The 13588-nt window shown below is 73.4% G+C and carries 12 protein-coding genes; 9 read left to right on the forward strand and 3 right to left on the reverse strand.

Translation table 11 applies throughout. The features are described 5' to 3' along the window. Window positions 1-10 precede the first annotated feature (10 nt). Window positions 11-724, forward strand: a complete 714-nt coding sequence (locus tag ABZ899_RS02795) for a TetR/AcrR family transcriptional regulator (protein ID WP_361339776.1) — start codon at window positions 11-13, stop codon at window positions 722-724. A 4-nt stretch (window positions 725-728) separates the two neighbouring features. Here ABZ899_RS02795 and ABZ899_RS02800 read toward each other — a convergent pair whose 3' ends face one another. From ABZ899_RS02800 to hmgA, 3 genes are read right to left on the reverse strand one after another with little or no spacing between them, the layout of a single operon-like run. Next, a complete protein-coding gene (locus tag ABZ899_RS02800; RefSeq protein ID WP_361339779.1) occupies window positions 729-1871 on the reverse strand; it encodes a type ISP restriction/modification enzyme in 1143 nt (380 codons plus the stop codon). Window positions 1872-1897: 26 nt separating this feature from the next. Further along, entirely contained in the window at window positions 1898-2647 is a 750-nt protein-coding gene (locus ABZ899_RS02805; protein WP_361339782.1) for a GntR family transcriptional regulator, read from the reverse strand. Between the two features lie 27 nt (window positions 2648-2674). Further along, window positions 2675-3991: a homogentisate 1,2-dioxygenase gene (gene hmgA / locus ABZ899_RS02810; RefSeq protein WP_361339784.1), complete on the reverse strand. Its 1317-nt coding sequence runs from the start codon at window positions 3989-3991 to the stop codon at window positions 2675-2677. A 183-nt stretch (window positions 3992-4174) separates the two neighbouring features. On the opposite strand from hmgA, the gene ABZ899_RS02815 reads away from it, so the two are divergent. From ABZ899_RS02815 to ABZ899_RS02850, 8 genes are all read left to right on the forward strand, one after another. Next, window positions 4175-4699, forward strand: a complete 525-nt coding sequence (locus tag ABZ899_RS02815) for a hypothetical protein (protein WP_361339786.1) — start codon at window positions 4175-4177, stop codon at window positions 4697-4699. A gap of 65 nt (window positions 4700-4764) precedes the next feature. Continuing rightward, window positions 4765-5367 (forward strand): TetR/AcrR family transcriptional regulator, encoded by a 603-nt coding sequence (locus ABZ899_RS02820; RefSeq protein ID WP_361339787.1) that lies wholly within the window; start codon window positions 4765-4767, stop codon window positions 5365-5367. Between the two features lie 101 nt (window positions 5368-5468). Continuing rightward, a complete protein-coding gene (locus ABZ899_RS02825; RefSeq protein ID WP_361339790.1) occupies window positions 5469-7721 on the forward strand; it encodes a molybdopterin oxidoreductase family protein in 2253 nt (750 codons plus the stop codon). Between the two features lie 99 nt (window positions 7722-7820). Then, on the forward strand, window positions 7821-9287 hold the full coding sequence (locus ABZ899_RS02830; protein WP_361339792.1) for a citrate:proton symporter: 1467 nt from the start codon (window positions 7821-7823) through the stop codon (window positions 9285-9287). A 40-nt stretch (window positions 9288-9327) separates the two neighbouring features. Next, complete coding sequence (locus ABZ899_RS02835; RefSeq protein WP_361339795.1) at window positions 9328-10566, forward strand: MFS transporter; 1239 nt, start codon at window positions 9328-9330, stop codon at window positions 10564-10566. A 100-nt stretch (window positions 10567-10666) separates the two neighbouring features. Then, window positions 10667-11281 (forward strand): hypothetical protein, encoded by a 615-nt coding sequence (locus ABZ899_RS02840; protein ID WP_361339797.1) that lies wholly within the window; start codon window positions 10667-10669, stop codon window positions 11279-11281. Continuing rightward, complete coding sequence (locus ABZ899_RS02845) at window positions 11271-12065, forward strand: class F sortase (RefSeq protein ID WP_361339800.1); 795 nt, start codon at window positions 11271-11273, stop codon at window positions 12063-12065. Before ABZ899_RS02840 ends, ABZ899_RS02845 begins: the two co-directional genes overlap by 11 nt. 151 nt (window positions 12066-12216) lie before the next feature. Further along, entirely contained in the window at window positions 12217-13554 is a 1338-nt protein-coding gene (locus tag ABZ899_RS02850) for an ABC transporter ATP-binding protein (RefSeq protein WP_361339803.1), read from the forward strand. Window positions 13555-13588: the final 34 nt, after the last annotated feature.

Consider the following 13588-nt stretch of genomic DNA (forward strand, 5'->3'; position numbering starts at 1 on the left):
GTGGTGATCCATGGCCGGCAAGACGTCCGTACCGAGCGTGATCTGGGCGCGACCCGAGCGGACGGGACGCGGTCCCCGGCCCGCGTTCACCCGCGCGGACATCGCGGCCGCGGCGGTGCGCGTCGCCGACGACGGCGGACTGGACGCCGTCTCCATGCGGCATGTGGCCGCGGAGATCGGCTGCGGCACGATGTCGCTCTACAACTATGTCCCCCGCAAGGAGGACCTGTACGAGCTGATGATCGACGCCATCGGCGCCGAGCACGAGATCCGCGCCCCCTCGGGCGACTGGCGGGCCGACATGATCCGCAACGCGCTCGAGACGCGCGCGATCCTGCACCGGCACACCTGGGCGCCCCGGCTGATGTCCGGGGTCTACGGCTTCAGCCCCAACAGCCTGCGCTACCTGGAGCACTGTCTGGACTGCCTGGAGCCGCTCGAGGTCCCGTACAGCGAGAAGATGGAGCTGGTCGCGCTCCTCAACGGCGTGGTGACGACCTACACGGCGAACGAGATCGCCACCTCCGAACGCACCCGCTCCATGCCGTGGTCCGAGGAGGAGGAGAACGCGGTCCGCATCGCCTACTTGGGCGGTCAGGTCGCCACCGGCGCCTACCCCCGGCTGGCCGCCGCCTTCGCCGAGAGCAGCGGCCCGATCGACCTGGAAGGAGTGTTCCGGCGGGCCCTCGAACGGGTGCTGGACGCCTTCGACCCCACCCGCTGACGTCTCAGATCAGCGCGAGCTGGCCCTCCGGGCCCTCCTCCTGGCCCTCCAGCACCGACGCCGGCCGGCGGGCCGCGCGCGGGACCGGCAGCACGCCCGCCGCCCGCAGATCCGCCGAGGTGACCGTGGACGGCAGGTCCTCGCCCAGCGGCTCGGCCTCCGCCAGCAGGGCCAGGACCGTGATGAGTTCCAGCAGTTCCGAGGTCCACTCCTGCGGCCAGGCCGCCGGGCGGATCGCGGCCAGGGTGCCCGGTTCCGGGGCGGCCGTGCGTGCCGCGAACCACTGCTCCAGCACCCGCTCCCCGCCCACCGTGAGGTCCCAGGCGGACGCCGGCACCGGCGAGACGCGGCCCTCGCCGAGCGACAGGACCTCCTCGTCGCGGTCGTACTCCAGGGCCGGCGGCCGGGACGGCAGGGGAGCGCGGACGTAGGGGCGGCGCCCGCCGGGCAGCTTGGGGCGGTCGCCGTCGCGGCGCATCAGCCACAGGACACGCCGGCCCGCCTCCACACCGCGCGCCCACAGCGCGGGGTCGTCGGTGAGCGGCACCCGCAGGTCCGGGCGGACGGCCGCGAACGTCCACGCGAGCACGTCGAACGGTTCGACCGGGACGCCCAGGCGGCCTTCGAGGTACGGCAGCAGGCCCGGCGCCAGATTGGGTTCCGTGCCGTGGGGGCGCCGGTAGAGCGGGCGGACGCGGCCCGGCCGGACCAGCGGGAGCAGCGAGGTCGCCAGCAGCCCGGACTCCGGTGTCTCCACGACGAAGACCTGGTGTGCGTCCGCCACCCGCCACAGCTCCGGGCGGGCGGCGTCGATCAGCCGGTGGTCCGGGATCAGCCACTGCTCGTCGAACGGGGCGGCCAGGACACGCACCGGCTCCGGGCAGGGGCCTGAGGCCCGCAGCAGCTTGCCGGTGCCGGTGGCCTGGCCGGGCAGTTGCGCGGCCGCCGAGCGCAGGGTGCGCGAGCGGGTCGGCTCCAGCAGGGCCTCCCGGTCAGGGCCCTCGGCCTTCACGAACGCGTCCCAACGGGCCCTCAGGGACGCCGCGTCGGGGCCCGCCGGCCAGCCCCGGCCGAGCCGCGGCGGTGCGACGGACCACGGCATGAGGTCCGCCAGCGGCGGAGCGTCGTCGTGCGTCACGCCCGGCATCGTACGGCCTGCGGGCCGCCCGGGGGTCAGGTGGCCTCCAGGGTCACCGTGAAGGAGAAGCGGTCGCCGCGGTAGTGGATGACCGCCGCGTCCAGCACCCGGCCGCCCGCGTCGTAGGTCACGCCGGTGTAGTGCAGGATCGGGCTCAGCAGCGGGACCTGGAGCAGCCTCGCCGTCTCCGGGTCGGCGAGCCGGGCCTCCACGGTGTCCGTGATCCGGCTGATGCCCGCCCCGACGACGTCCCGCAGCACCTTGGTCATCGGCCAGCGCAGCAGGTCGTCCGGGTCGATGCGCTCGGCCAGTTCGGGACGGACGTAGTTGCGCGCGTGGTTGGTCGGTTCGCCCGTCGTCCCGTCGCTGCGCAGCCGGTGGTACGTCGCCACCTCGTCGAGGTCCGGGAAGTGCTCGGCGACCTCGGCGGGCACCGGCGCCGGGCCGTGGTCCAGCAGTTCGGCCGTCATGCCGGACTGCTGGGCCACGATCGCGTCCACCGAGCCGAGCAGCCGAACGGGGGCGCCCCGGAGGGCGTCCGGCTCGATGAAGGTGCCGCGCCTGCGGTGCCGCGTGATCAGGCCCTCGTCCTCCAGCTCCTTCAGGGCCTGGCGCATCGTCAGCACGCTCACGCCGTAGTGCTCCGCGAGCTGCTCCTCGGTGGGCAGGCGCAGCGGGTCCTGCGGCCGGCGGCCCAGTATGGAGGCGCGCAGCGACTGCGACACCTGGTACCAGAGCGGCAGTTTGCGGTTGAGGACGATGGAGTCCGGGGCGAAGGGGGTCACGGGCTATCCGTACCTTCCGCGGATCGGTCAGCGCAACGGACGGAAGTGGCGCTCCAGGCCGTCCCAGACGTCGTCGTACCGCTGCTGCAGGTGCTCCGCGCCGGCCGCCTGGGGGGTGAGCGTCACCGGCCAGCGGGTCTCGAACATGAAGGCCAGTCCGTCGTCGATCTTCTGCGGCTTCAGCTCTGCGGCGCTCGCGCGGTCGAACGTCTCCCGGTCCGGGCCGTGCGCGGACATCATGTTGTGCAGCGATCCGCCGCCGGGCACGAAGCCCTCCGCCTTCGCGTCGTAGGCGCCCTCGACGAGTCCCATGTACTCGCTCATCACGTTCCGGTGGAAGTACGGGGGCCGGAAGGTGTCCTCGCCGACCAGCCAGCGCGGCGCGAAGACCACGAAGTCGACGCCCGCCAGCCCGGGGGTGTCCGACGGGGACGTCAGCACCGTGAAGATCGAGGGGTCGGGGTGGTCGTAGGAGATGGTGCCGATCACATTGAAACGGCGCAGATCGTAGACGTAGGGCACATGGTTGCCGTGCCAGGCGACCACGTCGAGGGGGGAGTGGTCGTAGGTCGCGGTCCACAGGTTCCCGCAGAACTTGCTGACCACCTCCACCGGTCCCTCGGTGTCCTCGTACGCGGCCACCGGCGCCCTGAAGTCCCGGGCGTTCGCGAGGCCGTTGGCGCCGATCGGGCCGAGGTCGGGCAGCCGGAACGGCGCACCATAGTTCTCGCACACATAACCCCGGGCGGAGTCGTCCAGCAGCTCCACACGGAAGCGCACCCCACGGGGGATCAGCGCGATGTGTCCCGGCTCCACATGCAGCAGCCCGAACTCGGTGCGCAGCAGCAGCCCGCCGCGCTCCGGGACGATCAGCAGCTCGCCGTCGGCGTCGCTGAACACCCGGTCCATCGAGGCGTCGGCGTGGTACAGGTGCACGGCCATCCCGGCGCGCTGGGTGGCGTCGCCGTTGCCGCCCAGGGTCCACAGCCCGGCCAGGAAGTCGGTGCCGGGCGACGGCTCGGGAAGGGGGTTCCAGCGCAGCCGGTTCGGGTCCGGCACCGTCTCGGTGAAGGGCGCCGTGCGCAGCGCGCCGTTGCCGGTGCGGGTGAACGCCGGGTGCTGGGCCGAGGGGCGGATGCGGTAGAGCCACGAGCGGCGGTTGTGCGCCCTCGGCTCGGTGAAGGCCGAACCGCTCAGCTGCTCCGCGTACAGACCCAGCGGGGCGCGCTGGGGGGAGTTGCGGCCCTCGGGGAGGGCGCCCGGCACCGCCTCCGAGCTGTGCTCGTTGCCGAACCCGGACAGATAGGACAGGCCCTCGGCGGTCTTCCGTGCGTCCCCGCTCATGCTCGCTCCCTTGCGATCCGATTCCTATGCTTCACCGTAGGATTGCGATTTCCCGCACGCAAGAGATCGGCCCGACTCGTCCGGGAAGATCCGCCGGGCCCCGGCCCGCCTACGCCGCGAGGCGGACACGGACCCGACTCAAGGGGGATCCCGGCTGTCAGACCCGTGTTCTAGTCTCCGGACATGTCGTGGACACGGTCCCTTTACGCGGCCCTCGTGGCCGCCCTCCTGCTGGCCGGATCGGCCGCCTGCGGCTCCGGCACGCCCGGAGGCCGGGACGGCATCGCCTCCTCGCCCGTCGGCAAGGTCCTGGACGACACGGACGGCGAGGGCCGGCACTACCGCGAGGTCGGGGAGCAGGGCGCACCCGGCGTGGACATCGAGGTCCAGCCCGACCCGGCCCGCGCCGGCGACTGGGACGTCCGGCTCAGCCTTCGCAACTTCCGCTTCTCGCCCGCGGACACGCGCGCGGAGCCGGCCGCCGGGCGGGGGTTCGCCCACCTCCTCGTGGACGGCCGCATCGTCACCGAGCTGCGCACCGACCGGTACCGCATCCCCGCCTCCCTCGTCCCGCGCGGCACGCACCAGGTCACCGTCCGGCTCTACGCCGACGACGGCACGGTGTGGGCCGTGGGGGACGAGCCCGTCGAGCGGACGGCCGACATCACCGCCTCCGAGGCGGAGGCGACGGGCCGGCCGGCCCCGTGACGAGGTGCGCCGGGCGCCCGGGGGCCGACGTTCACCGGGCCGCGGCCGAGGGGCATCATGAGACCGTGCCCCATCCCGCATCGCTCCGCCGGGCGCCCGTGCAGCGGCGCAGCGCCGAACGGCTCACCAGGATCCTGGACGCCTGCGCCGACCTCCTCGACGAGGTCGGCTACGACGATCTGAGCACCCGGGCCGTCGCGCAGCGCGCGGGCGTCCCCATCGGCTCGGTCTACCGGTTCTTCGGCAACAAACGCCAGATGGCCGACGCCCTGGCCCAGCGCAATCTGGAGCGCTACGGCGCCCGCGTCACCGAGCGGCTGAAGGAGGCCGGCGGCGGCTGGCAGGTCGCGCTGGACGCCCTCCTGGGCGAGTACGTCGCCATGAAGCGCACCGCGCCCGGGTTCTCCCTCGTCGACTTCGGCAACCAGATCCCGGTCGGCACCCGGGGCGAGCCCAACCGCCGCGTCGCCGACCGGCTCACCGACCTGCTCGCCGGCCACCTCGGCCACGAACCGGACGAGGATCTGCGCCGGACCTTCCTCGTCGCCGTGGAGACCGCCGACACCCTGGTCCACCTCGCCTTCCGGATGGCTCCGGAGGGCGACGAGCGGATCCTTCAGGAGGCGCGGGAACTGCTCCGGGCGTATCTCGGCCGGGTGCTCGGCTGAGGGCTGCCGCTCCGACCGGGGACTCCCCACCATGCGTACCGGTCGGTATGCTCGGCGCACGGCGGCGCCCACCGCCGCCGTCACCCACCCCGGGAGGACCTGTGTCCCGCACCGCACTGCGCATCTGCCCCCTGTGCGAGGCCACCTGCGGCCTGACGCTCACCATCGAGGGGACCAAGGTCACCGGCGCCCGCGGCGACCGCGACGACGTCTTCAGCAAGGGGTTCATCTGCCCCAAGGGCGCCGCCTTCGGTGCCGTCGACGCGGACCCCGACCGGCTGCGCACCCCGCTCGTGCGCCGGGACGGCGTCCTGCGCGAGGCCACCTGGGAGGAGGCCTTCGACGCCGTGGCCGCCGGCCTCCGCACGGTCGTCGAGCGGGACGGGCCGGACGCGGTGGGCATCGTGCTCGGCAACCCCAACGTGCACACCATGGCCGGCGCCCTCTACCCGCCGGTCCTCCTCGCCGGCCTGCGCACCCGCAGCCTGTTCACCGCCTCCACGGTCGACCAGATGCCCAAGCACGTCTCCAGCGGACTCCTGTACGGCGACGCCAACGCGATCCCCGTACCGGACCTCGACCACACCGCGCACCTGCTGCTGATCGGGGCCAACCCGCTGGAGTCCAACGGCAGTCTGTGCACCGCCCCCGACTTCCCCGGCCGGTTGAAGGCCCTCAAGGCCCGCGGCGGCACCCTCACCGTCATCGACCCGCGCCGCACCCGCACCGCCCGGCTCGCCGACCGGCACATCGCCATCCGGCCCGGCACGGACGCGCTGCTCCTCGCGGCGATCGCGCACACGCTGTTCGAGGAAGACCTCGCCGATCCGGGGGAGCTCGCCCCGCACCTCCAGGGTCTCGGTGAACTCCGGGACGCGCTGCGGGACTTCACACCCGAGGCCGTCGCCGGGGCGTGCGACGTGGACGCCGGCACCATCCGGACCCTCGCCCGGGAGCTCGCCGCCGCCCCCACCGCCGCCGTCTACGGGCGCATCGGCAGCTGCACCGTCCCGCACGGCACCCTGGCCAGCTGGCTCGTGGACGTCTGCACCATCCTCACCGGCAACCTCGACCGCCCCGGCGGCGCCCTCTTCCCGCAGGCCGCCACCGACCGCACGCCCCGCCCGGCCGGACCCGGCCACGGCTTCGCGCTCGGCCGCTGGCGCTCCCGGGTGAGCGGCCACCCCGAGGCCAAGGGCGAACTGCCGCTCTCCGCGCTCGCCGAGGAGATCGACACCGCCACCGACGAGGGCACACCGGTCCGCGCCCTCATCGCCGTCGCCGCCAACCCCGTGCTCTCCGCGCCCGACGGCGACCGCCTCGACAAGGCGCTGGACTCCCTGGAGTTCATGGTCAGCGTCGACCCCTACCTCAACGAGACCTCCCGGCACGCGCACGTGGTCCTCCCGCCGCCCCCGCCGTCGCAGAGCCCGCACCACGACTTCGCCTTCAACACCCTCGCCGTGCGCAACCAGGTCCGCTACACCCGGCCCGCGATCCCGCTGGAGCCGGGCCGTATGGCCGAGACCGAGATCATGGCCCGGCTCGTCCTGGCCGCGACCGGCCTGCACGGCACCGACCCCTCCGCCGTGGACGACATGGTCATCGGGCAGACCCTCGGCAAGGCCGTCACCGAACCGCACTCCCCGGTGCACGGCCGCGACCCGCGCGAACTCGCCGCCCTCCTCACGGGCGTCAGCGGCCCCGAGCGGCGCCTCGACATGATGCTGCGCCTCGGCCCCTACGGCGACGGATTCGGCGCCCGGCCGGACGGGCTCAGCCTCGACCGGCTCCTCGCCCACCCGCACGGCATCGACCTGGGGCCCCTCGCCTCCCGGCTGCCGCAGCCGCTGAAGACCGTCAGCGGTCAGGTGGAGCTGCTGCCCGAACCCCTCGCGGGCGACCTGCCCCGGCTCAGGGCGGCCCTGCGCGAGCGCCCCGACGGACTCGTCCTGGTCGGCCGCCGGCACCTGCGCTCCAACAACAGCTGGATGCACAACGTGCCCGCCCTCACCGGCGGTTCCAACCGCTGCACCCTGCACATCCACCCCGACGACGCCGAACGCCTCGGCGTCCGCGACGGGGCACCCGTACGCCTGAAGGGCGCCGGGGGAGAGGTGACCGCGCCCGCCGAGGTCACCGACGCCGTGCGCCTCGGCGTGGTGAGCCTGCCGCACGGCTGGGGCCACGACCGCCCCGGCACCCGGCTGGGCCACGCCTCCGGCGACCCCGGAGTCAACGTCAACCAGCTCCTCGACGGCCGCGCGCTCGACCCGCTGTCCGGCAACGCGGTGCTCAACGGCGTGCCGGTCGAGGTGTCACCGGTGGCCGAAACGATCAGTGCGCTGACCTGAGCAAAGCTCTGACCTGGAGTTCTGCGCTTATTGCTCGCATGTCAACGTCTTGTTAACACCGTTCGGCGGGACCTAACGTCCAACGCACCGCCGGCCCTGGTGGGTCGTTCAAGGGCGAACGTTAGGTATCCACTCATGCTGACCATTCTCGGCTTCGCCATGATCGCGACCTTCCTGGTCCTGATCATGATGAAGAAGATGTCACCGATCGCGGCACTCGTGCTGATCCCGGCCGCGTTCTGCGTCTTCGTCGGAAAGGGCGCGAAGCTCGGCGACTACGTCATCGACGGCGTCACCGGCCTCGCGCCCACCGCGGCGATGCTCATGTTCGCGATCGTCTACTTCGGGGTGATGATCGACGTCGGCCTGTTCGACCCGATCGTGCGGGGCATCCTGCGGTTCTGCAAGGCCGACCCGATGCGGATCGTCGTCGGCACGGCGGTCCTCGCCGCGGTCGTCTCGCTCGACGGCGACGGCTCGACCACCTTCATGATCACGGTCTCGGCGATGTACCCGCTGTACAAGCGCCTGAAGATGAGCCTGGTCGTGATGACCGGCGTCGCCGCGATGGCCAACGGCGTGATGAACACGCTGCCTTGGGGCGGCCCGACCGCCCGCGCCGCCACCGCGCTCAAGGTCGACGCCGGCGACGTCTTCGTCCCGATGATCCCGGCCCTCGCCGTGGGCCTGCTGGCCGTCCTCGTCCTGTCGTACGTCCTCGGGGTGCGCGAGCGCAGGCGCCTCGGCGTGCTCGCCCCGGACGAGGTCCTGGTGACGGAGAAGGAGACCGAGACGGTCCTCGTGGGCGCGGGCGGCGCGGCGGCCGGCTCCCCGGCGTCCGGCGAAGGTTCGGGCACCGGCACCGAGGGCACCGCCACAGCCGGCACCGAGGGCACCGGCCCGGACGGCGCCGACGACGAGCGCTTCGCCGCCCTCGACCCGGACCGGCCTACCCTGCGCCCCCGCCTGTACTGGTTCAACGCGCTGCTCACGGTCGCCCTGCTGACCGCCATGATCATGGAGTTGCTGCCCATCCCGGTGCTGTTCCTGCTCGGCGCCGCGCTCGCGCTCTCGGTGAACTTCCCGCACATCCCGGACCAGAAGGCCCGCCTGGCCGCCCACGCCGACAACGTCCTCAACGTCTCCGGCATGGTCTTCGCCGCCGCCGTCTTCACCGGTGTCCTCCAGGGCACGGGCATGGTGGACCACATGGCCACGTGGATGGTGGACGTCATCCCCGAGGGCATGGGCCCGCACATGGCCCTGGTCACCGGGGTGCTGAGCCTCCCGCTCACCTACTTCATGTCCAACGACGGCTTCTACTTCGGTGTCCTGCCCGTCCTCGCCGAGGCCGGGGCCGCGCACGGAGTCACCCCGCTGGAGATGGCCCGCGCCTCCCTGGTCGGCCAGCCGCTGCACATGTCGAGTCCGCTCGTCCCGGCCGTCTACGTCCTCGTCGGCATGGCCAAGGTCGAGTTCGGCGACCATACGCGGTTCGTGGTGAAGTGGGCCGCGCTCACCTGCCTCGTCGTCCTCGCGGCGGGCGTCCTCTTCGGAATCGTCTGATCCCCAGGTCCCGTTCGGCCCGTCCCGGAAGGAGACGACCATGAAGCCCGGTGGGAACCGCGGCTGGCTGCTCCGCCTCGTCATCGCCTTCAGCTTCGCGCAGGGGGCGGTGTCGATGGCCCGGCCCGCCGTCTCCTACCGGGCCCTGGCGCTCGGCGCCGACGAGCGGGCGGTCGGCGTGATCGCGGGGGTGTACGCCCTGCTCCCGCTGTTCGCCGCGGTCCCGCTGGGCCGCCGCACCGACCACGGGCGCTGTGCGCCGCTGCTGCCGGCCGGAGTCGTGCTGATATCCGGCGGCTGCGCGCTGAGCGGCCTGGCCGGCTCGCTGGGCGCGATGGCCGTCTGGAGCGGTGTGATGGGCCTCGGCCACCTCTGCTTCGTCATCGGCGCGCAGTCCCTCGTCGCCCGGCAGTCCGCCCCGCACGAACAGGACCGCAACTTCGGTCACTTCACCATCGGCGCCTCCCTCGGCCAGCTCGTCGGGCCGATCGCGGCGGGCGCGCTGATCGGCGGCCCGGACCGGGCGCACGGCAGCGCGCTCGCCCTGCTGGCGGCGGGCGCCGGGTGCGCGGTCGCGTTGTCCTCGCTGTGGCGCATAGAGAGCCGTACGACCGGCGGGTCCCCGACGGTGCCGGGGGACCGGGTGCCCGTCCGGCGCATCCTGCGCTCGCGGGGCGTCCCCGCGGGCATCTTCGTCAGCCTCTCCGTGCTCTCCGCCACCGACATCCTCACCGCCTACCTCCCGGTGGTCGGCGAGCACCGGGGCATCGCGCCCTCCGTGATCGGCGTCCTGCTCAGCCTGCGCGCCGCCGCGACCATCGCCTGCCGGCTGGTCCTGACGCCCCTGCTGCGGCTGCTCGGCCGCACCGCGTTGCTGACCGTCACCTGCCTGCTCGGCGCCCTGCTGTGCGCGGGTGTCGCGCTGCCGGTGCCGGTGTGGGCGCTCGCCGCGATGCTGACGGTGCTCGGGTTCTGTCTCGGCGTCGGCCAGCCGCTGTCCATGACGACGGTCGTCCAGGCGGCCCCCGAGGGTGCCCGCTCCACCGCCCTCGCGCTGCGGCTGACCGGCAACCGCCTCGGGCAGGTCGCCGCCCCGGCGTCGGCGGGCCTGGTGGCGGGACTGGCCGGGGTGGCGGCGCCGTTCGTGATGCTGGGGGCGCTGCTGCTGGTCTCGGCGGGGACGGCGCTGCGCTCGCCCGCGCGGCCGGCCGGAGAGGCGGGGGACGACGGCGCGCGACACGGCCCCGAGGCCGTGTTGCGTCGAAAGAGTGGTATCTGATGGTCCGTAAGGCCCTGCTTCCACGATCTTGAGGGGCGGATGTGAAAGAGAGTCAGAGACGAGTGATTTGTACGAAAATCGTCTGACTCGGAGGACTCGCATGCCCACCACGCCTCTTCGACGCCGAGCCGCGCGCATCGCCGCCGTCACGGCGCTCACCGCCGCGCTGACCCCGCTCACCGGGCTGCCGTCGGCCGGAGCCGCCGCTCCGATGGCCCCGGGGGACAACGGCACCGTCAAGATCCACACGGCGCCGTGGGACGGGGTCCGGCGCACGGACTACGGCGACGCCATCGACGAGCCCAGGGTCTGCCGCTTCTACCTCGACCTGGCGAACTTCGAGACCGTCGGGACCGTGACCTGGAACATCGTGACCCAGCCGACGGTCCCGAGCGGAGCCACGCTCAACGGCACCGTGACCCTCAACCGGGGCATCGGGCACAGCGAGGACCTGACCCTGCCGGACGGCCAGTACCGGCTCACCTGGGAGTTCACGGGCGCCACCGCCCCCAACCGGGAGAAGACCTTCACCGTCGACTGCCGGGCCTCCATGTCGACCCCCTCGCCCGCCCCGCAGGGCGGACCGGCCGCCGGGGGTGGCGGCATCGCCCGTGACCAGGCCTTCACCACGGTCGCCGGTGCCGCCGCCGTCGGCCTGACCGCCGTGGGCGGGGTGATGTGGTTCCGGCTCCGTCGGCGTTCGCATGGCGCGTAGAAGGCGCCGGCCCTGGTACCGCAGGCGCGCCTACCGGCTGGCCAGGACGGCGGTCCTGACCGTCGTCCTGGTGGTGGGCGGCAGCCGGATCGTCCACCGGGAAGGCCCCGGAGCCGGCACGGCCGCGCCGGCTCCGGAGCCCCGGGCCGTCCAGGCCGGTGACGCGCGCCCCGGGGCCACCACCCCCGACCCGTCCACCTCCGCACGCCCCGGGACCGCCGGCCCCGGGACCCCGTCCCCGCGTCCGGCGCGCACGTCCGCCGCGCCCCGCCCCGAGGCGGCGTCCGGGCGCCCGGCACCCCGCACGCTGCCCCGCTCCCGGGCGACCCGCATCGTCATCCCCTACATCGGCGTCGACGCCGACCTCATGGACCTGGGCCTGGACAGCGAGCGCCGGCTGACCACACCGCCCGAGGACGAGCCCGAACTGGCCGGCTGGTATACGGACGGACCGTCCCCCGGGGAGCCGGGCACCGCCGTCGCCGTGGGCCATCTCGACACCAACACCGGTCCCGCCGTCTTCGGCGGCCTCGGTGAGCTCAAGCGCGGCAAGCGGGTGGAGGTCCGGCGCGCCGACGGGCGCACCGCCGTCTACACGGTCGACGCCATCAAGTCGTACGAGAAGGACGAGTTCCCCGACCGGCTGGTCTACGGCACGCGCAACCGTCCGGAGCTGCGGCTCATCACCTGCGGCGGCACCTACGACCACAGGACCGGCTACTCGGGCAACGTGGTCGTCTTCGCGCATCTCACCGGCACCCGCGAACCCGCGCGCAAGGGCTGAACGGGAGCGTCCGCTTTCTCACGTGCTGGACCGCGCCGCCCGATCCCGCCCGTTCCCTTCCCCCGGCCGCACACATTCCGTTAACTTCCGTGACTCACACGCCCCGTACGACCGCACGAGGCGATCGAGTGAGCCCCCGGGGGCAGCCGCCATGACACGCGCCATCTCTCTGCACACCGTGAGCAAGTCGTACACGCGGGGCGCCCGCGTCGTCGACCGGCTCTCGCTGGACATCCGGCCCGGTGAGTTCCTCGTCCTCCTCGGGCCCTCCGGATGCGGCAAGTCCACCGTGCTCCGCATGATCGCCGGACTGGAGGACATCGACGACGGCGAACTGCTCCTGGACGGCGAGTACGCCAACGACCTGCTGCCCGCGGACCGCCGGATGGCCATGGTCTTCCAGAACTTCGCGCTCTACCCGAGCATGACCAGCCGCGACAACATCGGCTTCCCGCTGCGCATCGAGTCGCCCGGCGCCGACCCCCGCCCGCGCGTCGAGGCCACCGCCCGCCTGCTCGGCATCGAGGAACTGCTCGACCGCTTCCCCGGCCAGCTCTCCGGCGGGGAGCGCCAGCGCGTCGCCATGGGCCGGGCCATCGCCCGCCGCCCCACCGCGTTCCTGATGGACGAGCCGCTGTCCAACCTCGACGCCAAGCTCCGCAACCATCTGCGCGCCGAGATATCGGGCCTGACCCGCACGCTCGGCGTCACCACGGTGTACGTCACCCACGACCAGGCCGAGGCCATGTCGCTCGGCGACCGGGTCGCCGTGCTGCGCGGCGGCGTCCTCCAGCAGGTCGGCACCCCGCGCACGGTGTACGCGCTGCCCCGCAATGTCTTCGTCGCCGCCTTCATCGGCACCCCGCGCATCAACCTGCTGCGCGGCGTCGTCCGCGCCCCGCTCGACGGCGCCATGACCATCAGCCTCGGCAAGCAGTACCTGCGGCTGCCCGAACCCCTCAGCCTGGACCACCAGTTGCTCCGGGTGCAGCAGGGCCGCGAGGTCATCGTGGGCCTGCGCTCGGAGGCCGTGCGGATCGGCGACCGGGCCGCCGCCCGGCCCGGCGAGGCGCACATCACGGGACTGGTCGAGCACCTGGAGTTCCAGGGGCACGAGATGCTCGTCCACTTCAACACCGGCTCCCGGCCCGCCGTCGTCCCCGACCTGGAGGCGCCGCGCCCGGCCCCGCCGAACCGGCGGCGCCGCCGCGAGGGCGGCACCGTGCTGGAGCGGCTGCGCGGCCGGGCGGGCGCCCTGCGGGCCGGCCCGGTGGTGACGGTGGAGGAACCCGCCGGTCCGGCCGGCGAACCGGCGCCGCCCGAGGGGCGGCTCCCGGGCGACCTCATCGTGCGCACCACCCCCGACCTCGCGCTGCGGCACGGGATGCAGGTGCCGCTGCTCGTGGACATCGCCCACCTGTTCGTCTTCGACCAGCACGGCGACCGGATCTGCCCGGCCCCGGCGCGGCTGCCGGACCTGGAGGAGTGACGGCGTGAAGGTGGCTCCTGGACCGGGCCGATCC

This window comes from Streptomyces sp. NPDC046859 (assembly GCF_040645135.1).
Taxonomy (GTDB): domain Bacteria; phylum Actinomycetota; class Actinomycetes; order Streptomycetales; family Streptomycetaceae; genus Streptomyces.

Excerpts from the sequence above, each read along its gene's own strand:
- ABZ899_RS02840 (WP_361339797.1), top strand. The coding sequence starts at position 10,667 with ATGCCCACCACGCCTCTTCGACGCCGAGCCGCGCGCATCGCCGCCGTC.
- ABZ899_RS02800 (WP_361339779.1), bottom strand. The coding sequence starts at position 1,871 with ATGCCGGGCGTGACGCACGACGACGCTCCGCCGCTGGCGGACCTCATG.
- ABZ899_RS02815 (WP_361339786.1), top strand. The coding sequence starts at position 4,175 with ATGTCGTGGACACGGTCCCTTTACGCGGCCCTCGTGGCCGCCCTCCTG.
- hmgA (WP_361339784.1), bottom strand. The coding sequence starts at position 3,991 with ATGAGCGGGGACGCACGGAAGACCGCCGAGGGCCTGTCCTATCTGTCC.
- ABZ899_RS02845 (WP_361339800.1), top strand. The coding sequence starts at position 11,271 with ATGGCGCGTAGAAGGCGCCGGCCCTGGTACCGCAGGCGCGCCTACCGG.
- ABZ899_RS02795 (WP_361339776.1), top strand. The coding sequence starts at position 11 with ATGGCCGGCAAGACGTCCGTACCGAGCGTGATCTGGGCGCGACCCGAG.
- ABZ899_RS02850 (WP_361339803.1), top strand. The coding sequence starts at position 12,217 with ATGACACGCGCCATCTCTCTGCACACCGTGAGCAAGTCGTACACGCGG.
- ABZ899_RS02835 (WP_361339795.1), top strand. The coding sequence starts at position 9,328 with ATGAAGCCCGGTGGGAACCGCGGCTGGCTGCTCCGCCTCGTCATCGCC.